Annotated in this window: 23 protein-coding genes; 9 read left to right on the forward strand and 14 right to left on the reverse strand. The window is 69.7% G+C overall.

Annotated elements, in window-relative coordinates; translation table 11 throughout:
- Positions 1–22 precede the first annotated feature (22 nt).
- A complete protein-coding gene (locus EDC29_RS03345; RefSeq protein WP_132228568.1) occupies positions 23–1060 on the reverse strand; it encodes an NAD-dependent epimerase/dehydratase family protein in 1038 nt (345 codons plus the stop codon).
- 207 nt (positions 1061–1267) lie between these two features.
- Between EDC29_RS03345 and nadC the strand changes: the two genes are divergently transcribed.
- Positions 1268–2116, forward strand: a complete 849-nt coding sequence (nadC, locus tag EDC29_RS03350) for a carboxylating nicotinate-nucleotide diphosphorylase (protein WP_132228570.1) — start codon at positions 1268–1270, stop codon at positions 2114–2116.
- A gap of 7 nt (positions 2117–2123) precedes the next feature.
- Here the strand turns inward: nadC and EDC29_RS03355 are convergent, their stop codons facing one another.
- From EDC29_RS03355 to EDC29_RS03365, 3 genes are all read right to left on the reverse strand, one after another.
- Positions 2124–2462: a chaperone modulator CbpM gene (locus EDC29_RS03355; RefSeq protein WP_123141758.1), complete on the reverse strand. Its 339-nt coding sequence runs from the start codon at positions 2460–2462 to the stop codon at positions 2124–2126.
- Between the two features lie 30 nt (positions 2463–2492).
- On the reverse strand, positions 2493–3389 hold the full coding sequence (locus tag EDC29_RS03360; RefSeq protein WP_123143286.1) for a DnaJ C-terminal domain-containing protein: 897 nt from the start codon (positions 3387–3389) through the stop codon (positions 2493–2495).
- A gap of 148 nt (positions 3390–3537) precedes the next feature.
- On the reverse strand, positions 3538–5058 hold the full coding sequence (locus tag EDC29_RS03365; RefSeq protein ID WP_123141760.1) for an AAA family ATPase: 1521 nt from the start codon (positions 5056–5058) through the stop codon (positions 3538–3540).
- Between the two features lie 272 nt (positions 5059–5330).
- Here EDC29_RS03365 and EDC29_RS03370 point away from each other — a divergent pair, with 272 nt between their 5' ends.
- The 3 genes from EDC29_RS03370 to EDC29_RS03380 all read left to right on the forward strand — a co-directional run bounded on the left by EDC29_RS03370 (position 5331) and on the right by EDC29_RS03380 (position 8283).
- The gene (locus EDC29_RS03370) at positions 5331–6881 is read left to right on the forward strand and encodes a 2-isopropylmalate synthase (RefSeq protein WP_123143288.1); all 1551 of its coding nucleotides are present in this window, start codon (positions 5331–5333) and stop codon (positions 6879–6881) included.
- 6 nt (positions 6882–6887) lie between these two features.
- Positions 6888–7793 carry a uracil-DNA glycosylase gene (locus EDC29_RS03375; protein WP_132228573.1) on the forward strand — a complete coding sequence of 302 codons (906 nt, stop codon included), beginning with the start codon at positions 6888–6890 and terminating at the stop codon, positions 7791–7793.
- Positions 7794–7893: 100 nt separating this feature from the next.
- Complete coding sequence (locus tag EDC29_RS03380; RefSeq protein ID WP_062277246.1) at positions 7894–8283, forward strand: sulfur globule family protein; 390 nt, start codon at positions 7894–7896, stop codon at positions 8281–8283.
- 100 nt (positions 8284–8383) lie between these two features.
- Here the strand turns inward: EDC29_RS03380 and EDC29_RS03385 are convergent, their stop codons facing one another.
- The 5 genes from EDC29_RS03385 to EDC29_RS03405 all read right to left on the reverse strand — a co-directional run bounded on the left by EDC29_RS03385 (position 8384) and on the right by EDC29_RS03405 (position 12388).
- Entirely contained in the window at positions 8384–8911 is a 528-nt protein-coding gene (locus tag EDC29_RS03385; protein ID WP_132228575.1) for a phosphatase PAP2 family protein, read from the reverse strand.
- On the reverse strand, positions 8887–10080 hold the full coding sequence (locus EDC29_RS03390; RefSeq protein ID WP_132228577.1) for a glycosyltransferase family 4 protein: 1194 nt from the start codon (positions 10078–10080) through the stop codon (positions 8887–8889). Before EDC29_RS03390 ends, EDC29_RS03385 begins: the two co-directional genes overlap by 25 nt.
- Before the next feature lie 3 nt (positions 10081–10083).
- Positions 10084–10836, reverse strand: a complete 753-nt coding sequence (locus EDC29_RS03395) for a lysophospholipid acyltransferase family protein (protein ID WP_223806016.1) — start codon at positions 10834–10836, stop codon at positions 10084–10086.
- A 10-nt stretch (positions 10837–10846) separates the two neighbouring features.
- Positions 10847–11614, reverse strand: a complete 768-nt coding sequence (locus tag EDC29_RS03400) for a GNAT family N-acetyltransferase (RefSeq protein WP_123142004.1) — start codon at positions 11612–11614, stop codon at positions 10847–10849.
- Between the two features lie 117 nt (positions 11615–11731).
- Positions 11732–12388: a histidinol-phosphatase gene (locus EDC29_RS03405; protein ID WP_123140035.1), complete on the reverse strand. Its 657-nt coding sequence runs from the start codon at positions 12386–12388 to the stop codon at positions 11732–11734.
- A gap of 260 nt (positions 12389–12648) precedes the next feature.
- Between EDC29_RS03405 and EDC29_RS03410 the strand changes: the two genes are divergently transcribed.
- The 4 genes from EDC29_RS03410 (at position 12649) to EDC29_RS03425 (ending at position 16291) form a co-directional block, all read left to right on the forward strand.
- A complete protein-coding gene (locus tag EDC29_RS03410; protein ID WP_123140034.1) occupies positions 12649–13200 on the forward strand; it encodes an RNA pyrophosphohydrolase in 552 nt (183 codons plus the stop codon).
- A 96-nt stretch (positions 13201–13296) separates the two neighbouring features.
- Positions 13297–15558 (forward strand): phosphoenolpyruvate--protein phosphotransferase, encoded by a 2262-nt coding sequence (gene ptsP, locus EDC29_RS03415; RefSeq protein ID WP_123140033.1) that lies wholly within the window; start codon positions 13297–13299, stop codon positions 15556–15558.
- A gap of 26 nt (positions 15559–15584) precedes the next feature.
- A complete protein-coding gene (locus EDC29_RS03420; RefSeq protein WP_123140032.1) occupies positions 15585–15965 on the forward strand; it encodes a PH domain-containing protein in 381 nt (126 codons plus the stop codon).
- Positions 15962–16291 carry a cupin domain-containing protein gene (locus EDC29_RS03425; RefSeq protein WP_132228579.1) on the forward strand — a complete coding sequence of 110 codons (330 nt, stop codon included), beginning with the start codon at positions 15962–15964 and terminating at the stop codon, positions 16289–16291. The genes EDC29_RS03420 and EDC29_RS03425 overlap by 4 nt, the downstream gene beginning before the upstream one ends.
- Before the next feature lie 79 nt (positions 16292–16370).
- On the opposite strand, the gene EDC29_RS03430 is transcribed toward EDC29_RS03425, so the two are convergent.
- Positions 16371–16808, reverse strand: a complete 438-nt coding sequence (locus tag EDC29_RS03430) for a pilin (RefSeq protein WP_132228581.1) — start codon at positions 16806–16808, stop codon at positions 16371–16373.
- Between the two features lie 597 nt (positions 16809–17405).
- Between EDC29_RS03430 and EDC29_RS03435 the strand changes: the two genes are divergently transcribed.
- Positions 17406–18035 (forward strand): sel1 repeat family protein, encoded by a 630-nt coding sequence (locus EDC29_RS03435; protein ID WP_132228583.1) that lies wholly within the window; start codon positions 17406–17408, stop codon positions 18033–18035.
- A 10-nt stretch (positions 18036–18045) separates the two neighbouring features.
- On the opposite strand, the gene EDC29_RS03440 is transcribed toward EDC29_RS03435, so the two are convergent.
- Genes EDC29_RS03440 through EDC29_RS03455 form a run of 4 tightly spaced genes read right to left on the reverse strand, consistent with a single transcriptional unit; the run spans position 18046 to position 22236 of the window.
- Positions 18046–19455, reverse strand: coding sequence for an FAD-binding oxidoreductase (locus tag EDC29_RS03440; RefSeq protein ID WP_242465993.1), 1410 nt, complete (start codon positions 19453–19455; stop codon positions 18046–18048).
- Positions 19430–20050, reverse strand: coding sequence for a BON domain-containing protein (locus EDC29_RS03445; protein WP_123140028.1), 621 nt, complete (start codon positions 20048–20050; stop codon positions 19430–19432). The genes EDC29_RS03440 and EDC29_RS03445 overlap by 26 nt, the downstream gene beginning before the upstream one ends.
- Positions 20028–20384 carry a YraN family protein gene (locus EDC29_RS03450; RefSeq protein WP_123140027.1) on the reverse strand — a complete coding sequence of 119 codons (357 nt, stop codon included), beginning with the start codon at positions 20382–20384 and terminating at the stop codon, positions 20028–20030. The genes EDC29_RS03445 and EDC29_RS03450 overlap by 23 nt, the downstream gene beginning before the upstream one ends.
- A 7-nt stretch (positions 20385–20391) precedes the next feature.
- Entirely contained in the window at positions 20392–22236 is a 1845-nt protein-coding gene (locus EDC29_RS03455; protein WP_123140026.1) for a penicillin-binding protein activator, read from the reverse strand.
- Between the last annotated feature and the right edge of the window lie 5 nt (positions 22237–22241).

The following is a 22241-nucleotide window of genomic DNA, read 5'->3' on the forward strand; positions in this document are numbered from 1 at the left end:
TCCGTGGCGGTGTGGGTTGAGGTCAGTCGTGCGGCGGGCGCAGCAGGCCCTGGTCGCGATACCAGGCGACGGTGCGGGCGATGCCCGCGGCGAGCGAGTGGGGCGGGCGGTAGCCGAGCTCGGCGCGGGCCTTGCCGATGTCGACATAGAGCCGGCTCTCGGCGGTCCACTCGACGGTCTTGCGCGAGAACGGCGGGCGTCCGGTCTGGGGGATGAGGAAGGGGTAGAAGGGCAGCACCTTGCCCAGCCCCTCGAAGCCGAGCCCGATGGCGCGCGCCAGCGGGATCGGGAGGCGCGGGGTCCACACCCGCACCCCCAGCTCGGCGGCGATGGCGTGGACGATCTCCTCGAGCGAGTAGGAGCGCGCGTCGGAGATGAAATAGACCTCGCCCGGACGGCCGTGCTCGGCGGCCAGGCGCAGCCCGGCGACCTGGTTGCCGACATAGCAGAACTCGGTGAGCACCTCGCGCGGGCCGATCAGCGGGTAGACGCCCTTCTCGATCACCCGGAAGAGCCGCCCGAGCAGGATCGGCTCGCGCTCGCCATAGGTCATCGGCGGGCGCACCACCACGGTCTCCAGAGTGCCGTCGGCGGCGGCCTCGCGCACCAGCCGCTCGGCCTCGAGCTTGCTCCGGCCATAGATGTTGCGCGGGTGCTGGGGGCTGTCCTCGGTGAGCGGGTGCCCGTCGCGCGAGGTGCCCACCGCCTCGATGGTGCCGGTGAACACGAAACGGCGCGCGCCGGCGCGGCGCGCGGCCTCGAGCAGCAGCCGGGTGCCCTCGACGTTGACCGCCCGGTAGCGGGCGTCGGGGACCCGGGCGTCGTGTCTGGAGATGGCGGCGAGGTGATAGACCTGCCCGACCCCGGCGAGCGCCGCCTCCAGGCTCGTCGCGTCGAGGAGGTCGCCGTGACGGATCTCGGCGCCGCAGGCGCTCAACGCCGCGCAGTCCTCGCCGGGACGCACCAGGGCGCGCACCGCGATCCCGTCGGCGCGCAGCGACTCGACCAGATGCCCGCCGATGAAGCCCGCCGCGCCGGTCACCAATGCCACTCGTGTCATCGCGTCAGCCTCCTCGGGTCGTCACCGGCGCCGTGCGCGCATCAGGTACGCGACGAACGTTAATGAGCCGCGCCGGCGGCGTCAACGCTGTGATGACCCCGGCGCCCTGGCTGCGCCCGGACGGCACGGCTGTGGCATGATCGCCTCCCTCGATGGGCGCCCGCCGGTGGTGCGCCCGGTCGCCGACGACACAGGACACCGATACCCATGCACAGCCCCCAGCCCCTCGATCCCTCACTGATCCGTGAACAGGCGCGCGCGGCGCTCGCCGAGGACCTCGGCAGTGGCGACGTCACCGCCGCGCTGCTGCCCGCCGATCAGCAGGCGCGCGCCGAGCTGATCACCCGCGAGTCGGCGGTGCTCTGCGGTCGGGACTGGTTCGCGGCGGTGTTCCATGCACTCGATCCGGCGATCCGCATCGACTGGGAGGCGGCCGACGGCGCGCGCGTCGCGCCGGGGCAGCGGCTGTGCGTGATCACCGGCCCGGTGCGCGCGCTGCTCACCGGCGAGCGCACGGCGATGAACCTGCTGCAGACCCTCTCGGGCACCGCCACCCGCACCCGTCGCTTCGCCGACGCCGTCGCCGGGCTGCCGGTGGCGGTGCTCGACACCCGCAAGACCCTGCCGGGGCTGCGGTTGCAGCAGAAGTACGCGGTGCGCTGCGGTGGCGGCACCAACCACCGCATGGGGCTGCACGACGCCATCCTCATCAAGGAGAACCACATCCTCGCCGCCGGCTCGATCGCCGCGGCGGTGACCGCGGCGCAGGCGCTGCAGACCGGCTTGGAGATCATCGTCGAGGTCGAGTCGCTCGCCGAACTCGAGCAGGCGCTGGCCGCCGGCGCGCCGACGGTGCTGCTCGACAACTTCGACAACGATCAGTTGCGCGAGGCGGTGGCGCTGAACGCCGGGCGGGCGCGGTTGGAGGCCTCCGGCGGGGTGAACCTCGAGACCATCCGCGCGATCGCCGAGACCGGGGTCGACCGCATCTCGGTCGGCGCGCTCACCAAGGACGTGACCGCGGTCGATCTGTCGATGCGTCTGGAGGTCGCCTGAGCCTCGCTCAGCGCGGCGTGCCGGGGGCGCCGAGGTGCTGTTCGAGCACCTGCAGCCGCTCGCGCAGGCGCTCGTTCTCCTCGAGCAGGTCGAGCGCCAGCGCGGTTCCGGCGAGGTTGAGGTCGAGGTCGTGGCGCAGCCGCACGGCGCGGCGCGCGCGGCGCACCGCGATCCCGTCGAAGCGCCACTCGGCGGGGAGGCTGCCGCAGGGGTTGAGCAGCCCCTCGGCGACCATGCACTCGATCAGGTGGTGCTCGGCGTCGCAGAGCACGCACAGCTCGACCAGCGACAGGCTCAGGCCCTCGTCGAGCACGATGCCCTCGAAGATCCGCTCCAGCTGCTGCATCGGCGATGTCCTCCCTCGTTGAGCCGCGCGCTACACCCCGAGGTCGGCGCGCGGGTTGAAGTCTAGCTGCTCGGCGAGTTTGCGATAGGCGCGCCGTGCCGCCTCGGTGGTTGCCGGCGGCGCCTGGATCTCGAGCGTCACCAGGGTGTCGCCGGGCGGATCGCCGGGCAGCCCGCGCCCCTTGAGCCGCAGCCGCTGCCCGGACTGCGAGCCCGGCGGGATCTTCAGGCTGACGGTGCCGCCGAGGGTGGGCACGCTCACCGCGGCCCCGAGCGCCGCCTCCCAGGGCGCCAGGGGCAGGCGCAGGTGGATGTCGCGTCCGTCCGGGGTGAAGTGCGGGTGGGGCTTCAGCTCGACCTCGAGATAGAGATCGCCGGCCGGCCCGCCGCCGAGCCCGGCGCCGCCCTGGCCGGCGAGCCGGATCTGTCGGCCCTGGGTGACCCCGGCGGGGATGCGGACCTTGAGGGTGCGGGCGTTGCCCGAGGACTCGACCCGTACCTGGCGGGTGACGCCGCGATAGGCCTCGTCGAGATCGAGGGCGATGCGCACCGTCTGGTCCTGGCCGCGGCGTCGCGGCGGCTCGGCGCCGCCGAAGGCGCGCCCGAAGATGCTGGAGAAGAAGTCGCTGAAGTCGCCGACGTCATCGGCGTCGAAGCGGTAGTTGCCGCGGCGCCCGCCGCCGGGCGGCGGGCGGAAGTCCTGACCGGCGCGCCAGCCGCTGCCGAGCGCATCGTAGGCGGCGCGCTTCTCGGGATCGTGCAGCACCTCGTTGGCCTCGTTGATCTCCTTGAAGCGGGCCTCGGCGTCGGACTCCTTGCTGACGTCCGGGTGGTACTTGCGCGCGAGCTTGCGATAGGCCCGCTTGATCTCGTCCTGGGAGGCGTCGCGCGCCACCCCGAGGGTCTTGTAGTAATCCTTGTATTGCATCGTCTGCTCTCGCGGAATGGACGGGCCCGATCATGCACCGCGCCGTGATGGCGCCTGCGTCTGTGGCGGCGGGCCGATCGTCGTCTGATCGCTGGATAGTCGTTGCGGCGGGGCGATTGTCAAGCGTGGCGGTGAGGGTGCGTCTGGTTCAGTCCGTCTCCGCCGGGCTGTGGGCCGGGACGGTGCGCTCGCGCGCCCAGGCGCGCAACGCCGCGATCCGCTCCTCCATCACCACCGCCAGCGGCTGGGTGGCGGCCAGCTCGGCGAGCAGCGCCTCGGTGTCGGGGCGGCGCTCGGCGCCGTCCTCGGCATAGCAGGCGGCGACCACCGCCTGCTCGATCCCGGCGCCGGTGAAGCCCTCGCTCGCCGCGGCGAGGGTGTCGAGGTCGAGTGCGGTCGGGTCGATGCCGCGGCGCGCGAGATGGATGGCGAAGACCTCGCGGCGCACCCCGGCATCGGGCAGGTCGACGAAGAACAGCTCGTCGATGCGGCCCTTGCGCAGCAGCTCGGGCGGCAGATGCGAGACGTCGTTGGCGGTGGCCACCAGGAAGACCCGGGCGCGCCGTTCGGCCATCCAGGTGAGCAGGGTGCCGAGCACGCGTCGGCCGACGCCCTCGTCGCCCGAGCCGCTGGCCAACCCCTTCTCGATCTCGTCGATCCACAGCACGCAGGGTGCCATCACCTCGGCGGTGCGCAGCGCCTGGCGCAGGTTCTTCTCGGTCTCGCCGATGTACTTGTCGTAGAGGGTGGCGAAGTCGAGACGCAGCAGCGCCACCCCGAAGCGTCCGGCGACGGCCTTGGCCGCGAGGCTCTTGCCGCCGCCCTGGACCCCGAGCAGGAGGATGCCGCGCGGGCGGTCGCGGCGTTCGTCGGCGTCGAGGAAGGGCGCGCGGCGGCGGTCGAGCCAGGCCTTGAGGTTGTCGAGCCCGGCGATGTCGGCGAAGGTGCGGGTGTCGTACTCGAAGGAGACCACGCCGTCGGGGCTGAGCAGGGCGTACTTGGCGCGGCGCAGGGCGGCGACGTCGTCGCGGGTGATGGCGCCGTCGTCGCGCACCGCGTTGCGGATCAGCCGCCGGGCATCGGACTCGGTGAGACCGAGCAGGTTGTTGGCCAGCTGCTCGACGGCCTCGCGGCTGGCGCGCAGCGCGCGCCCGGGCGCGGCCTCCTGCCAGGCGCGGGCCTCCTCGCGGATCAGCTCCATGATGCGCTTGCGCTCGGGCAGGCGCAGCTGGAAGCGCACGCTCAGATGACGCAGCTCGGCGGGCAGTTCGAGCCCGTGGCTGACCAGCACCAGGGTGCGTGCGCAGGTGGCGTGGGTCTGGGCGATCTCCTTGAGCAGACGGACGTGGATCGGGTCGTCGAGATAGGGGTGGAAGTCGAGCAGCAGATAGAGCCCGGGCTGATCGAGCGCGTGGATGTGACGCAGCGCCTGGCGCGGCTCGGCGAGGTTGCGTTGCGGTTCGGCGTCGAACTCGAGCCGGCGCAGTCCCTCGGTCACCGTCCAGCGGAAGGCGGGCTGGCCGAGACGGATCGCCAGCCCGGCGAACAGCTCGACCACGCGCGCCTCCTCGACCGATTCGATGATCAGGATCGGGGTGTCGGCGCGCAACAGCAGCTCGAGATCGTGCAGATCCGGCATGGGGAGGTTGGTGGTGTCGGTGACGGGCATGATCGGGGACCGCTCGGTGGCGTCTCGTCGACGTCTCCGGCAAATTTACCAGCATCATCGTCGACAACCCAGTGACAGCGCGGGGCGAGGCTGCGAAGATGCGGAGACGCGCCGCGTCGACCTGTCTCCCCACCCCGTCCCAGGTCCGCAGTCCGCTCCACCCGCTGAGCGGGCCGGGGCGTCGTCCCGTGGTGGACGACGGCGGGGCACGCGGCCCCAACAGCCATCAGCACCGGCCTGGCAGGGCCTCCAGGCGTAGCGAGAGAAGAGCCATGAGCGACAAAGACCACTTGATCATCTTCGACACCACCCTGCGCGACGGCGAGCAGAGCCCCGGGGCCTCGATGACGCGCGACGAGAAGGTGCGCATCGCCAAGGCCCTGGAGCGGCTGCGCGTGGACGTCATCGAGGCCGGTTTCCCGATCGCCAGCCCGGGCGACTTCGAGGCGGTCGCGGCGGTCGCCGAGCAGATCAAGGACAGCCGTGTCTGTGGTCTGGCGCGGGCGCTCGACAAGGACATCGATCGCGCCGGTGAGGCGCTGGCCAAGGCCAACGCCGGACGTATCCACACCTTCATCGCCACCTCGCCGATCCACATGGAGAAGAAGCTGCGGATGCAGCCCGAGCAGGTGATCGAGCAGGCGGTGGCGGCGGTGCGGCGGGCGCGGCGCTATACCGACGACGTCGAGTTCTCGGCCGAGGACGCCGGGCGCTCGGAGATCGACTTCCTCTGTCGCATCACCGAGGCGGTGATCGAGGCCGGGGCGACCACGGTGAACATCCCCGACACCGTCGGCTACAACATCCCTGACCAGTTCGGCGCGGTGATCGCGGCGCTGCGCGAGCGCGTGCCCAACGCCGATCGCGCGGTGCTCTCGGTGCACTGTCACAACGACCTCGGGCTGGCGGTGGCCAACTCCCTGGCGGCGGTGCGCAACGGCGCGCGCCAGGTCGAGTGCACCATCAACGGGCTGGGCGAGCGCGCCGGCAACGCCGCGCTCGAGGAGATCGCGATGGCGGTGCGCACCCGTCAGGACCTCTTCGACTGCGACACCCGGCTCGACACCACCCAGATCGTCACCTGCTCGCGTCTGGTCTCGGGGATCACCGGCTTCACCGTCCAGCCCAACAAGGCGGTGGTCGGCGCCAACGCCTTCGCCCACGAGTCGGGCATCCACCAGGACGGCGTGCTGAAGAACCGCGAGACCTACGAGATCATGCGCGCCCAGGACGTCGGCTGGAGCGAGAACCGCATGGTGCTGGGCAAGCACTCGGGGCGTAACGCCTTCCGCAGCCGCCTCCACGACCTCGGCATCGAGTTCGCCTCCGAGGAGGAGCTCAACGCCGCCTTCGCCCGCTTCAAGGATCTCGCCGACAAGAAGCACGAGATCTTCGACGAGGACCTCCAGGCACTGGTCACCGACGCCAACCTCGATGCCGCCAACGAGCGCGTCAAGCTGGTCTCGCTGCGGGTGTGCTCGGAGACCGGCGAGACCCCGAACGCCGAGCTGGTGCTCGCCATCGACGGTGCCGAGCGCAGCGCGGCGGCGAGCGGCAGCGGTCCGGTCGACGCCGCCTTCCGCGCCATCGAGTCGGTGGTCGAGAGCGGCGCCGAGCTCAAGCTCTACTCGGTCAACGCCATCACCAGCGGTACCGACGCCCAGGGCGAGGTGACGGTGCGACTGGAGAAGGGCGGGCGCGTGGTCAACGGGCAGGGCGCCGACATCGATATCGTCATCGCCTCGGCCAAGGCCTATGTCAACGCCTGCAACAAGGTGCTGCACGGCGCCCGCCGCGCCCACCCGCAGGGCGCGGACGTCTGAGTCGGGATGGACGAGCAACGTCGTCTGAGCTATCTGGCGCGGATGGGGGTGCATGCCTGGCAGCCGCGCGCGGACGAGCACGACGGCGCCGCGGCGGCGCCGCTCGAGATGCCGCCGGCGGTCCCGCCACAGGCGCCGCCCGCGACCCTCGAGCCGGCACGGCCCCGGCCCGCGCCGCGCGCCCCCGAGCCGCCGCCGGTACCGATGCCGCCGCCCTGCGCACCGTCCTCGTCCGAGCCGGCGCCCTTCACCGAGCGCACGGTGGCGCCGCGCGCGCCCGCGCCCGAGCCGCCGGCCGATGATCTGTTCGCGCCCGCCGCATCCGCTGCGGTCCCGGCGGTCGCCACGATGGATTGGGAGCAGCTGGCGCGCGCGGTGCACGGCTGTCGTGGCTGTGCGCTGCACGAGACCCGACAGCACAGCGTCTTCGGCAGCGGCGCGCACAATGCGCGGCTGATGCTGATCGGCGAGGCCCCGGGCGCCGACGAGGATCGTCAGGGCGAGCCGTTCGTCGGACGGGCGGGGCAACTGCTCACGCGCATGCTCGAGGCGATCGGGCTGGCGCGCGAGGAGGTCTTCATCGCCAATGTGCTCAAGTGTCGCCCGCCCGGCAATCGTGACCCGCACCCCGAGGAGATGGCCCGCTGCGAGGGCTATCTGCAACGTCAGATCGCGCTCATCGAGCCGACACTGATCCTCTCGCTGGGGCGGATCTCGGCCCAACACCTGCTCAATACCGATGTCAGCGTGGGTCGGCTGCGGGGGCGCTGGTTCGAGGTCGGCGATGCGCGCATTCCGCTGCGGGTGACTTATCATCCTGCCTATCTGCTGCGCTCGCCGGCGCAGAAGGCCAAGTCCTGGGAAGATCTCAGCGCGGTCGCGCGGCGGTTGCGGGAGACCGAGAGGAAATAATTTCCATATTTAATTATTTTCTAATATAATCCATTCCGTCGTCGCCGCTTGCGGCGACCGGGTTTGCCATCAGATCGAATTCCAACGACCGGAGAGATCAATGAAAAAGCTTGCTACCGCCGCTGCAGTCGCTGCCCTCCTGGGTGCCTCCGCTTCCGCTTCTGCCTGGTGGGGGCCGGGCGGTGGTTACGGCCCGGGCTATGGTTCCGGCTTCGGCGACATGTTCAACGACATGTTCGGTGACGGCTGGGGCGACTTCAACATGAACATGAGCGGCGGTGGTCGCGGTTATGGTCGCGGTCGCGGCTATGGTCGTGGTTACGGCTATGGCTACGACAACCCCTACTACGGCGGCTACCCCTACTACGGTTACGGCGCGCCCTACTATGGCGGCCCCTACGCAGCGCCCTACGGCGCACCTTATGGTGCCCCCTATGGCGCTCCCATGCCGGCTCAGCCCGCGCAGCCGGCTCAGCCCGCCTCGAAGTAAGCAGGGTCAAGCCTGATCGCCCCCTTGGCGGGGCGAACGACAGGACGCCGGGCGCAAGCCCGGCGTCCTGTTTTGCGTTCTGGGGGGCGTGAGGCGCGGGCTAGCCGAGCAGCGCCAGGCTGGTGTCGGCGAGCAGCAGGCCGATGCCGGTGGCCACCAGCACGTCGCTCGGGTAGTGCAGCCCGAGGATCACCCGCGAGCCGGCCACCAGCAGGGTGAAGGGCACCAGGATCCAGGCGAGTTGGGGGAAGTAGTGGATCGCCACCATGGTGAAGACCACCGCGTGCAGGGTGTGCCCCGAGGGGAAGCTGTAGCGGTCGAGTGGCGGCACCAGTGCGACGATGTCGCTGGCATGGTTGCAGGGACGCTCGCGGCGAGTGAAACGCTTGAGCGACTTGTAGAGCGCCAGTGCCACCCCGCCGGTGAGCAGCATGTGCAGACTGGTCTGCAGTCCGTAGGTGCCGTGGGTCAGTGGCAGCAGTGCGATCAGGCTGTACCAGAAGATACCGTCGCCGAGCCGGCTGATCAGGGCGAAGCTGCGCTGGATCCACTGCCGCCGGCTCGGGCGGCTGCAGGCTCGGCAGAGCGTCGTCTCCAGGTCGTTCAGGTGTTGTAGCCACATCTGCATGACAAGTCTCCGCTGCGACGCTGTCGATGGATGACTTCGATCAGTCGCTCCTCGAGCCCCTCGAGGACGCGTTCCCAACTCATGCCCTCGGCGTCGTGACGGGCCGCCTCGCCCATCCGGCGCAGTCGCGCGCGATCGCTCGCCGCCTCGCGGGCGGCCCGGAGATAGTCGTCGCGCTCGCCTAACGGCACTGTAACGCCGTTTCGCCAGGGGTCAATGTATGTGTGTGCGGCGGCATCGTCGTAGGCGATCACCGCCAGGCCGCTGGCCATCGCCTCGGTGACCACGTTGCCGAAGGTCTCGGTCTCGCTGGGGAACAGGAACAGGTCGCCCGAGGCATAGTGCGCCGAGAGCGCCTGGCCGGTCTTTGCCCCGGTGCAGACATAGTCGGGGGCGCTGCGGCGTAGCTGTGCCAGCTCCGGCCCGTCGCCGACGAGCACGAAGCGCGCGCTCGGGTGCTCGGTGCGGATCGCCTCGAAGGCGGCGCAGGCCAGCTCGAGGTTCTTCTCCGCGGCGATCCGTCCGACATAGAGCACCGCCAGGTCGTCCGTCTCGCAGCCCCAGGCGCGGCGCAGCGCCGGGTCGCGCCAGCGCGGCGAGAAGCGCTCGATGTCGACCCCGCGCCCGAACACATGGACATTGGTGAAACCGGAGACGGTGAGCGTCTCGCGCAGCGCCTCGGTGGGCACCAGGGTGGCCTGCGAGCGGTTGTGGAAGCGGCGCAGCGTGGCGACGATCGGGCGGGTGAGCATGCCCAGCCCATAGTGCTGGCTGTATTGGTGGAACTGGGTGTGGAAGCCGGTGACCGTCGCCACCCCGAGTGAGCGCGCCGCGGCGAGCGCGGCGTGTCCGAGTGGTCCCTGGGTGGCGATATAGACCAGGTCCGGGCGGGTGCGGCGCCACAATCGGCGCAGCCGCCAGTAGACCGGCAGACCGAAGCGCAGTCCGCGATAGCCGGGGATCGGTAGTCCGGGGACCACGATCTCGATCGGGGTTGCGCCCGACTCGTCGCGTTGGCGCGGACGCACCACCCTGACCCGGTGACCGCGCGCCGTCAGCCCCTCGGCGAGGTGACGCATGGTGTGCGCCACGCCGTTGATCTCCGGGGGGTAGGTCTCGGTGACGATGGCGACACTCAACACGGTGGGTCGGGGGGCGGTGGTGTTCATGGCTCAGGCGGCTTCGGGCTGCAGGTCCAGTGATCGGGCAATGGCCGTGCGGGTCTGCTCGGCCAGTTCATGACGTCTTGCGCTCGGCGCCGGCGCCAGTGGCGCCAGACACTCGATCCTGACCTGCAGCGCCGGGTGACGCACGATGCGCAGCAGGCTGAGGACCAGGTTGTCGTCGTCGGTGTAGGCGGCGGCGCGCTCGGGGGCCGGGTGGTCGGCGTGCTGGTAGCGGATGGCCACCGGCTGAACCCGGGTGCCGGGGATCTGGGCGAGCGCGAACAGCCGTGGGTGGAAACGGCGCAGTCCCTGGCCGTCGCTGGTGGTGCCTTCGGGGAAGATCACCACCGCGCGACCGCCGCGCAGGTCATCGGCGATGCCCTGCATCACCTGTTCGGTCTGGTGGGCGCCGCGGACGATGAAATGGGTGCCGGCGAGGCGCGCCAGCCAGCCGATCAGCGGCCAGCGCCGCACCTCGGACTTCGACAGGAAGCCCATCTCGCCCTGGGCGCCGAGCACCGGCACGTCGAGCCAGGAGACGTGATTGGCGACCACCAGCGCGCCCGGTGCGACCCGGCCGCTGACCTCCAGGGTGAGGCCGAGCACCCGGCACAGCCGCCGATTCCACCAGCGCACCGCGCGCGCGGTCCAGGCCGGTGGATGGCCGAGGCGATCGAGTAGATGGATCCAAAGACCGATCATGGTTCCGGTGATCAGGTGCTCGATCAGGCGCAGCAGGCGCCAGCCGGTCGTCAGCACGCCGGCCCGCTCAGGATTGCGCGGCGCGTTCGAGGAAGTGTCTGGAGTAGCTTGGGTTGAGTTCATCGACATTGAGCAGCATCAGTACGTCCGCGACGCCGAAGTCGGGGTCGCGACAGGGTTCGCCGCATGCCTTGGCGCCGAGCCTGACATAGGCGCGCAGCAGCGCCGGCAGCGGGGCGTCGAGGTTGTCGTCCGAGGCGTGTTCGGTGTGCAGCGGCGCGCGCGGGGTGACCCGCAGCGTCTCCGGCGCCAGCGCCTGGCGGCGCAGCCGGTTCATGATCGCCGCCGCCTGCAGATCGTGCTCGCCGAGCGGCACGCTGGCGCAGCCGAACAGATAGTCCACCCCATGGAGATGGATGAAGCCGGCCAGTCCCGACCACAACACCGCGATCGCCGGACCCTGGCGATAGGCCGGGTCGATGCAGGTGCGCCCGATCTCGAGCTTGCGCCCGGGCAGCGCCAACACCGGGTCGAGCCGGAACTCGCCCTCGGAGTAGAAGCGTCCGAGCCGGGCCGCCTGGTTGTCGAGCAACAGTCGGGTGCAGCCGATGATGCGTCCGGTGCGCCCCTCGCGGACCAGCAGATGCTGGCAATAGGCATCGAAGGCATCCTCGTCGAGCCCTGGGGTGAGGCTGTCGAGCGTCGCTCCCATCTCGCCGGCGAACACCCGATGACGCAGGGCCAGGGCCTCGCGGATTTCTGGTGTGGACGAGGCCAGTTCGACGTAGAGACGTTCGGTGCGCTTGACGACCGACGCAGACGCGGATGCGACCATTGCAGACCCTCTGCTGTTTCCCTGATTGACTGAGAGGGTGATGGTAGGTCGCGACTGTTGCGGGGCGGTGTGGGTGAGATGACGCCAGCATGAAGACCGCCGGACGACTTTGGTGGGTCAGTCGCGCAGCGAGATCACCGGCCAGCCGCGGGCCTCGGCGGTGGCGCGCAGTTGCGGGTCGGGATCGACCGCGACCGGGTGCTCGACCTGCTCGAGCAGCGGCAGGTCGTTGTGCGAGTCGCTGTAGAAGTGGCTGCCGGCGAGGTCGCGATCGTGCTCGGCGAGCCAGGCGGTGAGTCGCTCGACCTTGCCCTCGCGGAAGGTCGGGGTGCCCTCGACCTCGCCGGTATAGCGCCCGTCGCGCTCGGCCGGCAGGGTGGCGAGCAGGTGCGGGATGTCGAAGCGCGCGGCGATCGGCGCGGTGATGAATGCGTTGGTGGCGGTGATGATCATCGGGGTGTCGCCGGCGTTGCGGTGACGCGCGATCAGCGCATGCGCCTGCTCGAGCATGATCGGGGCGATGCAGGTGTCGAGAAAGTCGGCGCGCAGCGCCTCGAGGCGTTCGCGCGGCAGCTCGCTCAGTGGCCGCAGGGTGAAGCGCAGGAAGGCGTCGATGTCGAGCGTGCCGTTGCGGTAGTCGTGGTAGAAACGGGTATTCTCACGGGCGTAATGCTCGCCGTCGACGATGCCCTGGGAGACCAGGTACTCGCCCCAGAGGTGATCGGAGTCCCCGGCGAGCAGGGTGTTGTCGAGATCGAAGATCGCTAGTGGCATCGGGCGGTGAATCCTGATGGCTGTTGGTGTGGATGGGTTGGGCGGGCGGCGGGAGAGGGGACGCCCCTTGGGCGCGAGCCCGCCGCTCGATGGTCCGGGATTCCCCGGATGCTTGCAAGCACGCACCGCGCCAGTGCCGGGAGGCGGTGCGCGGTATACGGGAAAGCCCTTGGTTTGCAGACGCTTACTCGGGTCTTCGCTTGCCGCTATCAACGGGGTATGGAAGAATGCGAAGGCGCGATCCAGTGGGACAGAGTGACGTGATCGATCACGACGGCTTCAGACCGAACGTAGGCATCATCCTGAGCAATCGGGAGCGCCGTCTATTCTGGGGCCGGCGGATCGGACAGAACGCCTGGCAGTTCCCGCAGGGCGGCATCCGCTCCGACGAGACCCCCGAGCAGGCGATGTTCCGCGAACTCCAGGAGGAGGTCGGGCTCGACCACGACCAGGTCACCATCCTCGGCAGCACCCGCGGCTGGCTGCGCTATCACCTCCCCAAGCGCTATATCCGCCGTCATTGCGGCCCGACCTGCATCGGTCAGAAGCAGGTGTGGTTCATGCTCCGCGTCGACTGCGACGAGGGCGCCTTCCGCCTCGATCACTCCGACAAGCCCGAGTTCGACGCCTGGCGCTGGGTCCGTTACTGGCAGCCGCTCACCGAGGTCGTCTACTTCAAGCGCCACGTCTATCTGCAGGCGCTCGAGGAGCTTGCCCCCGCGCTCTACCCCGAGGGCGCGCCGACCCGCGAGCTGCGTCAGCGACCGCGCCAGTCGGCCGGCGGCGCGCTGCTGCGTCAGCGACGCCGCTGAGTCGGCCGCGGCATGGCCGGAGGTCTCTGCAACCCCGGCCGACGGGTCTGCCGACCCGGATTCATCCATCCATCTCTCTAGAGTCCCGCTCCCTCTATGCTCGAAGCCCTGCGCCGTATCGTCCAGGAAGTCAACAACGCCCGGGATCTCGAACAGGCGCTGGGGATCATCGTACAGCGGGTCAAGCTGGCCGTCGGGGCCGACGTCTGCTCGGTCTATCTCAACGATTTCGACAAACGCCACCACGTGCTCCAGGCCAGCGACGGGCTGCGCGCCGCGGCGGTCGGTCGGGTGCGCCTGGAGATGGGCCGCGGGCTGATCGGTCTGGTCAGCGAGCGCGCCGAGCCGATCAACCTCGACGACGCCTTCAACCACCCGCGCTATCAGTGCATCACCGATACCGGCGAGACCAGCTATCACGGCTTCCTCGGCGCCCCGATCATCCAGAACCGCAAGGTGCTCGGGGTGCTGGTGCTGCGCCAGCGCGACAAGCGTCACTTCGACGACGCCGAGGTCACCTTCGTCGTCACCCTGGCCTCGCAGCTCGCCGGCGCCATCACCTTCGCCCGCACCAGCGGCGAACTGGCGCGGTTGCAGGACGACGGCATCCCGCAGCGCTTCCTGCCCGGGCTGGCCGCCTCGCCGGGGGTCGGGCTGGGGCAGGCGGTGGTGGTCTATCCACCGGCCGATCTCGACGCCGTGCCCGATCGCGTCCCCGAGGGCGTCGAGGGTGAGATCGACCACTTCCGCGAGGCGCTCGATCAGGTTGCGGCCGATCTCGACCGCTTCGCCAGCCACACCCACAGTCATCTCGGCGCCGAGGACATGGCGCTGTTCGATGCCTGGCGGCTGATGCTCGAGAGCGACACCCTGGTCGACGGCACCATCGGGCGCATCCGCGCCGGCAACTGGGCGCCGGGCGCGCTGCGCGAGACCATCGCCGAGCACACCCGGGTGTTCGACGCCATGGATGACGCCTATCTGCGCGAGCGCGCCTCGGACATCCGCGATCTCGGGCGCTGTATCCTCATGCACCTGCAGAACCGCACCGTCGATCCCTTGCGTTATGCCGAGCAGACCATCCTCGTCGGCGAGGAGATCAGCGCGCTGCAGATCGCCGAGGTGCCGCGCGAGCGCCTCGCCGGCATCGTCTCGACCAAGGGTTCGGGCTCGTCCCACGTCGGCATCCTCGCCCGCAGCATGGGCATCCCGGCGGCGATGGGGGTCTCCGACCTGCCGGTGAGCCGGGTCGAGGGGCGCGAGATGATCGTCGACGGTTATCGCGGTCGCGTCTATGTCTCGCCGACACCGGCGGTGCGCACCGAATACCTGCGTCTGGCCGAGGACGACGTCGCCCTCACCAATGAACTCAAGGCGCTCTGCCACCTCCCGGCCGAGACCACCGACGGTTATCAGGTGCCGCTCTATCTCAACACCGGTCTGGTCTCCGAGAGCCGTCCGCTGGGCATCGAGGAGTCGGCCGGGGTCGGGCTCTACCGCACCGAGCTGCCCTTCCTGGTGCGCGACAGTTTCCCCGGCGAGGCGGCGCAGATGGCCAACTACCGTCAGGTGCTGGAGCTGTTCGCGCCGCGCCCGGTGACCATCCGCACCCTCGACATCGGCGGCGACAAGCCGCTGCCCTATTTCCCGATGCAGGAGAGCAACCCCTTCCTCGGCTGGCGCGGGGTACGCATCACCCTCGATCACCCCGAGATCTTCCTCGCCCAGGTGCGCGCCATCCTGCGCGCCGCCGTGGGGCTCGACAACCTGCAGCTGCTGCTGCCGATGATCAGCACCATCACCGAGCTGGAGGATGCGCTGCAGCTCATCCATCGCGCCCACGACGAGTTGCGCGAGGAGGGCTACCAGGTGCACATGCCGCCGGTGGGGGTGATGATCGAGGTGCCGGCGGCGGTCTATCTGATCGATTCGCTGGCGCGCCGGGTCGACTTCCTCTCGGTCGGCACCAACGACCTCACCCAGTACCTGCTCGCGGTCGATCGCAACAACCCGCATGTGGCCGAGCTGTATGACGAATTCCACCCGGCGGTGCTGCGCGCGCTGATGCAGATCGTCTCCGGCGCGCGGGTGCACGGGCGCGAGGTCAGCGTCTGTGGCGAGATGGCCGGCGACCCGCTGGCGATCTTCCTGCTGCTCGGCATGGGCGTGCACAGCCTGAGCATGGGCGCGGGCAGCCTGTTGCGGGTCAAGCGGGTGATCCGCAGCATCAGTCGCGCCCGCGCGCGCGAGGTGCTGCAGATGACGCTGCAGTGCGAGGACGGCGCCTCGGTGCGCCGACTGCTGCTCGACGAACTCGAATCCATGGGGCTCGGCGCACTGGTGCGTCCGGGTCGGTAGCACGCATCCAAGGGGGAGATCAGATCATGGGGCTGTTGAGTGCCATCACCGGCAATGCCGCCAGTCGCGATGCCGAGGCCGTCGGCGAGGAGCTGGCGCCGATCCTCGCCGACGGGGAGCGGGTCGAGCTGGCCTTCCAGCTGGTGCGCGACCAGTTCGTCTTCACCGACGCGCGGTTGATCCTGATCGACAAGCAGGGACTGACCGGGCGCAAGGTCGAGTATCAGTCGATCCCTTATCGCTCGATCACCCGCTTCGCGGTCGAGACCGCCGGCCACTTCGACCTCGACGCCGAGTTCAAGCTGTGGATCGGCAGCGACCCCACGCCGCTGGTGCGCGAGATCCGCGGCGGCGAGAACGTCGCCGCCATTCAGCGCGCGCTGGCGACCATGGTGCTCGGCGGGTGAGCGGCGCGGGCAACCTGCTCGAGGACCTGCGGGTTCCTGCCGAGGGCGAGCGTTTCGAGACCCTGTTCGCCCGTCCCGGGGCGCGTATCGAGCGTATCGTCAGCAGCGCCACCCCGGAGCCGGTCGACTACGATCAGCCGCACGACGAGTGGGTCTGCCTGCTCCAGGGCGAGGCCGTGCTGTGGATCGACGGCGAACGGGTGCGGCTGCGCGCCGGCGACTACCGACTGATCCCCGCCCAGACCCCGCACCGGGTCGAGTCCACCTCGGCCGATCTGGCCTGTGTGTGGTTGGCTGTGCATATTGGGGAGACGGGAGCTTGCTGAAACGACGCCCGCCTCGACCGAGCGGTCGAGGCGGGCGTGTCTTCTGAACCCTGAACCTGATCTTCTAACGCGTGTGGTGTCAGGTCTTGGTCTTGGTCTCGGTCTTGGCCGGGCAACCCTTGGTGGCGAACTTCTTCTCACCGCTGAACTCGCAGCTCCACTCGCCGTCTGCGCTACGACTCCAGACGATGGTCTCGCCGATGATCTTGGGGTTGCCGGTCAGGGTGCAGGTGATAGTGCCGACCCCTGTGTCGGCGATGGCCGCCGTGACCGTGCAGCTCGAGGTGGTGGCCTTGAGACCGAGGTCGGTGACATCGCCAAAGTCAGGGGTGCGCCCCTCGTTGACCATCAGCTCCATCTCGGTCTTGCCGGGGGTGATCTCCGCAAGCCCGGCTGCGACCTGGGACTTGGCGACATAGTCCTGATAGGCGGGCATGGCAATCGCTGCCAAGACGCCGATGATCGCCACGACGATCATCAGTTCGATGAGCGTGAATCCCGACTGCTGTCTTTTCATTCCTGCTCTCCATTCTGTGGGTTGAGTTCGCTCTGCGATGCGTGCTCGACAAGCCTTGGCATCTGCTCCATGCAAGACAACTTTCGGGCCAGTTCCAATGATGCCTTAAGCGATTGATTGCGTGTATTCGCTGCTCGGCCTGTCATCGCCGTTGGGTGAGACGATGTCACGATGTCCGGGTGCGGGGTGAGACAGTCGATCGAGCGTCACCGTTCGCGAGCGGGAAGCGCGAATGGCTTGGTCGGCGGGGTTTTTAAGCCTTGTGGTCGCTGTGAATTTTCATTCGAATGATTGGATTTGGTTTCTATGGTTGTCTAGAGGGCTGTTCCTGGTTGTTGTGATTTTTCATGAGGAGTCGTTTGAATTGCTCTTCATCTGTTATTTGACGCTATGGATTGATGGCTTTTTTGCTGGTTGTCTGCCATTGTCGCTGGCGGATTTTGAGGTTTTTCGGGATCGTGCCTGTCACTACTCAAAGGTGTGACATCTGGTGATGTCGCTATTGCGAAGTGTGACTCTGATGGTGAGTTGGCGCCCCTCTGTGTCGGCGATTTAAACTGGTCGCCTTGTTTATTGAATTGAGGTTTTGGAGGGGCTGTGCCGTCGGTATGTCTGGATACCGCGAGCGCCATTACCGGACTGACCAAGCGCACCCTGTGGCGCTATATCCAGGACGGACGCTTGCATGCGATTCGCGAGGGCCGGGGTCGACGCACCTCGGTGCCGCTGGCCGAGGTGGTGGCCCTGACCGACCGCGTGCTCGATGCCGAGGCCCAGGCGCTGGTGCTGGCCGCCGATCGCGGGGATGCCGAGGCGCAGTGCGACCTGGCGCTGCGGCTGCTCGAACTCGAGCGTCTGGGGAGCGCGCGCGACTGGTTCGCCCGCTCGGCGCGTGCCGGGTATGCCGATGCGATGTGCTGGCTGGCGCGGGATCTGTTGGTCGGGCGCTGCGGCGAGCGCGATGACGCCGGCGGGGTGCTGTGGCTGAGTCAGGCCGCAGCCTGTGGTTCGCCGCTGGCCGAGGCACTGTTGATCGAGCTGCACGGTGCGGTCTGTCGCAAGGCGCGCGCCGCGGCCGATCTCGAGACCCTGGAGACGCGTCTCGATGCCGTCGAGCGCGAGGTGCTGTTGCGGGTCTTGAACGAGACCGGCGGCGCGGCGGCCGCAGACGCGGACGGCGAGGGCGACATCGACCGTGTCGCGACCGCACCGATCGAGGAGGTCTGAGCGGTCTCGCTCAGTCGACGGGCGGCAGCCCCTTGTCGGGGTTGAGGATGCCGGCGGGGTCGAAGACCTGCTTGATCTCGCGCATCAGCGCGAGCGCCACCGGGTCGAGCTCGCGGTCGACGAAATCGCGCTTCTCCAGCCCCACCCCGTGCTCGCCCGAGAGGGTGCCGTCGAGCCCGATGACCAGCGCGAAGACCGCGTCCAGACAGGTTGCGGCGCGGGCGACCTCGTCGGGGTCGTCGGGATCGATCAGCAGGTTGACGTGGATGTTGCCGTTGCCGGCGTGGCCGAAGTTGACGATGGTGATGGCGTGCTCGCGCCCGAGCCGGTCGAGCCCGTCGATGAACGCGCCCATGCGCGAGACCGGCACCACCACGTCCTCGTTGATCTTCTTCGGCGCGACATGACGCAGCGCCGGCGACAGCGCCTTGCGCGTCTTCCACAGCGCGGCGACCTCGGCGGCGCCGTTGGCCCGGCGCAGCTCGATCGGCGCGCCCGCGCGCGCGGCCTCGGCCACCGCCGCGAGCGCGGCCTCGATCCCGGCCTCGGGGCCGTCGACCTCGATCATCAGCAGCGCGCCGGCGCCCGCCGGCAGTTCGAGTCCGGCGTAGCGGCTGACCATCTCCAGGGCGCGCGCGTCCATGAACTCCAGCGCGCAGGGCGTGATCGGCTGCGCCATGATCGCCGAGACCGCCGCCGCGGCGCCGTGGATGTCGCCGTAGGTGACGCGCAGGGTGCGCTTGGTTTCGGGCAGCGGGGTGAGACGCAGCGTCGCCTCGGTGATCAGCCCCAGGGTGCCCTCGGAGCCGATCAGCAGCCGGGTGAGGTCGTAGCCGACCACGCCCTTGGTGGTCTTGACCCCGGTGCGCAGCACCCGACCGCGACCGTCGACGGCGCGCAGTCCCAGGGTGTTGTCGCGCGGGGTGCCGTACTTGACCGCGCGCGGTCCGGCGGAGTTGTAGGCGAGGTTGCCGCCGATGGTGCAGGTGGCGGCGCTGGAGGGGTCCGGCGGCCAGAAGAAGCCGGACGCGGCGAGCGCCTGCTGCAGCGCGCCGTTGGTCACCCCGGGCTGGACCACCGCGAGGCGGTTGTCGGGGTCGATCTGCAGGATCTGGTCCATGCGCTCGAACGACAGCACCACGCCGCCGTGATCGGGCACCGTGGCCCCGGAGGTGCCGGTGCCGCGCCCGCGCGCGGTCAGCACCGTGCCGGTGTCGTGACAGAGCCGGGCGAGTGCGGCGACCTGGTCCTCGTCGGTGGCGAACACCACCGCCTGGGGCAGGGCGTGGCGGCGGCTGTTGTCGTAGCCGTAGGGCCAGCAGTCGGCCGGGGCGGTGAGCAGGTTGCCGGGACCGGCGATCGCGGCGAGCCGGTCGCGCAGCGTGCGCGGCAGTTCAGTTGCCGGTGGGACGGTATTCAAAGAGCTTCACCACGCGCTTGACCCCGCGCACATAGCGCGCCTTCTCGGTCGCGGCATCGGCCTCGGCGGGGCTGACCAGCCCCATCAGATAGACCACGCCGTCCTCGCTGATCACCTTTACCCGGGTGGCGTCGAAGTCCTTGAGGTCGACCTTGGTCAGCGCCAGCTTGACCCGCGAGGTCAGGTAGGCGTCCTCGGACTTGCGCGCCAGGCTCACCCGCGGGCCGATGGTGATCTCGTCGACCACCCGCTGCACCTTGGCCAGACGACGGACCTTGTCGGCCGCGCGCTGGGCGAGTTCGGCGCGCTCGGCCTGACCGGTGAGCAGCACCGTGTAGTTGTAGCTGGTGACCGAGATGCGGGCGTGGTCCTGCAGCTCCCGGTCCTGCTGGATGGCGCTGATCGCGTTCATCTCGATCTGCTGGTCGTCGATGACCACGTAATAGGGCCGGCGGTCGTAGAGCGCGGCGGCGCCGACGGTGATGCCGCCGACCACCAGGGCACCACAGCCGCCGAGCAGGCTGCTGGCGAGAACGAGCGCTAGGGTTGCCGCGCGCCTCGTGCGCGCGCGCTCAGGCGTCGAGCGAGAAGGCATGTTTCACCCACTGGATCTGGTCCTGGCCGCTGATGGCGACCACATCGAAGCGGCAGCATAGCATGGTCGGATGACGCTGCAGGTAGTGCGCGGCCGCCGCCGCCAGACGGCGTTGCTTGCGCGCGTCGACGGTCGCCGCCGGGCTGCCGTAGCGCTCGCTGCGGCGATAGCGCACCTCGACGAAGACCAGGGTGTCGCCGTCGCGCATCACCAGGTCGATCTCACCGTAGCGGCAGCGATGGTTGCGGGCCTCGGTGGTGAGTCCGCGAGCGCGCAGATAGCGCTCGGCGAGCCGCTCCTTGGCCGCGCCGAGTCTGCCCGGGAGCAGCGCCATCGGGGACTCAGCGCGCCGCGCGCAGGGCCTCGACCTCGACCGGGCGCGGCCCGTCGACGGTGAAGCGCGCGAGGCTGAGACGACGGCGGATCTGTCCCGAGGCGTCGACCGAGAGCCCGCCGGTCTGGCCGGGATAGAGGCTGCCGGGATGACGGGCGAGGTCCTCCATGCGCGGTGCCAGGCGGTAGGCGTCGATGCCCATGGCATAGAGCCTGGCGAGCGGGTCCGGGGTGTTGTCGAGCCCGGCCATCATCCGGTAGCGCGACAGCGGTCCCTGGCCGCCGACGCCGAGCATCCAGGGGATGTCGACGAAATAGAGCCCGACCAGGTCGCGGTCGCGCACCCGCTCGAAGCCGCCGGAGTAGACGTGCGAGGTGGCGATCACCGGCAACCGTCCGGCGCTGGCCTTGGTGATGAGCGGGTTGACCAGCCGCGCCAGATCCGGGGTGGCGATCAGGAACACCAGATCGGCGGCGGTGTTTTGGGTCAGCTCGGTGACCTGTCGGGCATAGCCGGCGTCGCTGGCGTCGACGGTGCGCTCGGCGACGAGGATGCCGCCGAGTCCCTGCCACTGATGGCTGAAGGCGCGCGCCAGACGCTCGCCCCAGCGTCCCTCGGGGCGTAGCACCAGGGCGCGTCTGAGACCGGCACCGCGCGCCTTGTGCGCGACCTCGGCGGCCTCGTCGTCGGGCGAGAGCGAGAACTGGTAGAGGCCGCTGGCATGGCCCTCGCGATGGGTGGTCTCGTTGAGCGCGAGGGTCGGCACGCTCAGCCGACCGCCGCGCGAGAGCGCGTCGACGCTCGCCTTCTGCAGCGGACCGATGACATAGTCGGCGCCGCCCTTGGCGGCGCGGGCATGGAGCCTGCGCACCGCGCCGGGATCTGTGCTGTTGACGAAGCGCAGCGCCGGTCGGCGTCCGCTGGCATCGGCCGCGCGCGCCGCCTCGATGCCGTCGCGCACCGCCGTGGCCGCCCCGGCGAAGCGACCGCCGCGCGGCAGCAGCACGGTCAGCACGTCGTCCTTGGCATAGCCGCTGGCGAGCTGGCTGACGTAGGCGGTGGCCAGCTCGGGCAGTGCCGGGTGCTTGGGGTGCGCGGCGCGCCAGGCGCGGTACTCGCGGGCGAGCGCGGAGGCGTCGTTGCCCCAGCGCTCGCTCAGGCGCAGCACCTCGACCCAGCCGCGCATCCGGCCCTTGCCCTCGCGGGCGAGGGTGTCGAGCCGATCGGGGGCGGCTTGTGACAGGGTCGAGAGCAGCGAGACCTGGTTGACCAGCCGTGCCTGCGGTCGGTCGAGCAGGGTGTCGATCATGTCGAGCGCCCGTGCCGCGGCGATCGGGTGATCGAGCAGCCGCTCGGCCGAGGCCAGGATGCCGTAGTACTGCAGCTGCAGCGCCTCGGGCAGGGCACGGTGACGGACCCGTTCGAGCCGGGCGACGGCCTCGCGCGGTCGGCCCTCGAGCAGCTCCAGGTCGGCCTCGGTGAGCAGCAACAGCTCGCGCTGGGCGGCGCTCAGCTCGCTCTGGCGGATGGCTGCGAGCGCCTTGCGCGCGGCGCCGGTGTCGCCGGCGGCGAGGAGGATGCGCGCGGCCTTGAGACGCAGCTGGGCGCGGGCCGGCGGCTCGGACTCGGCGGCCAGCGCCAGATAGCGTTCGGCGGCCTGCGCCGAGCGCCCCGAGGCGGCCAGCGCCTTGGCCTGGCCGAGCTCGGTGGCGCTGACCTCGGAGAGCGTCTGCCCCTCTTCCCAGATCGGATCGACTGCACAGGCGGTGAGCAACAGTGGCAAGATCAGGAGGGTCAGGAAGCCAGGGGTGGACAGCAGGGAGGGGTGGGCGCGATTCTTGTTCTTTTGCATGATTC

The organism is Marichromatium gracile (assembly GCF_004343155.1).
GTDB lineage: Bacteria > Pseudomonadota > Gammaproteobacteria > Chromatiales > Chromatiaceae > Marichromatium > Marichromatium gracile.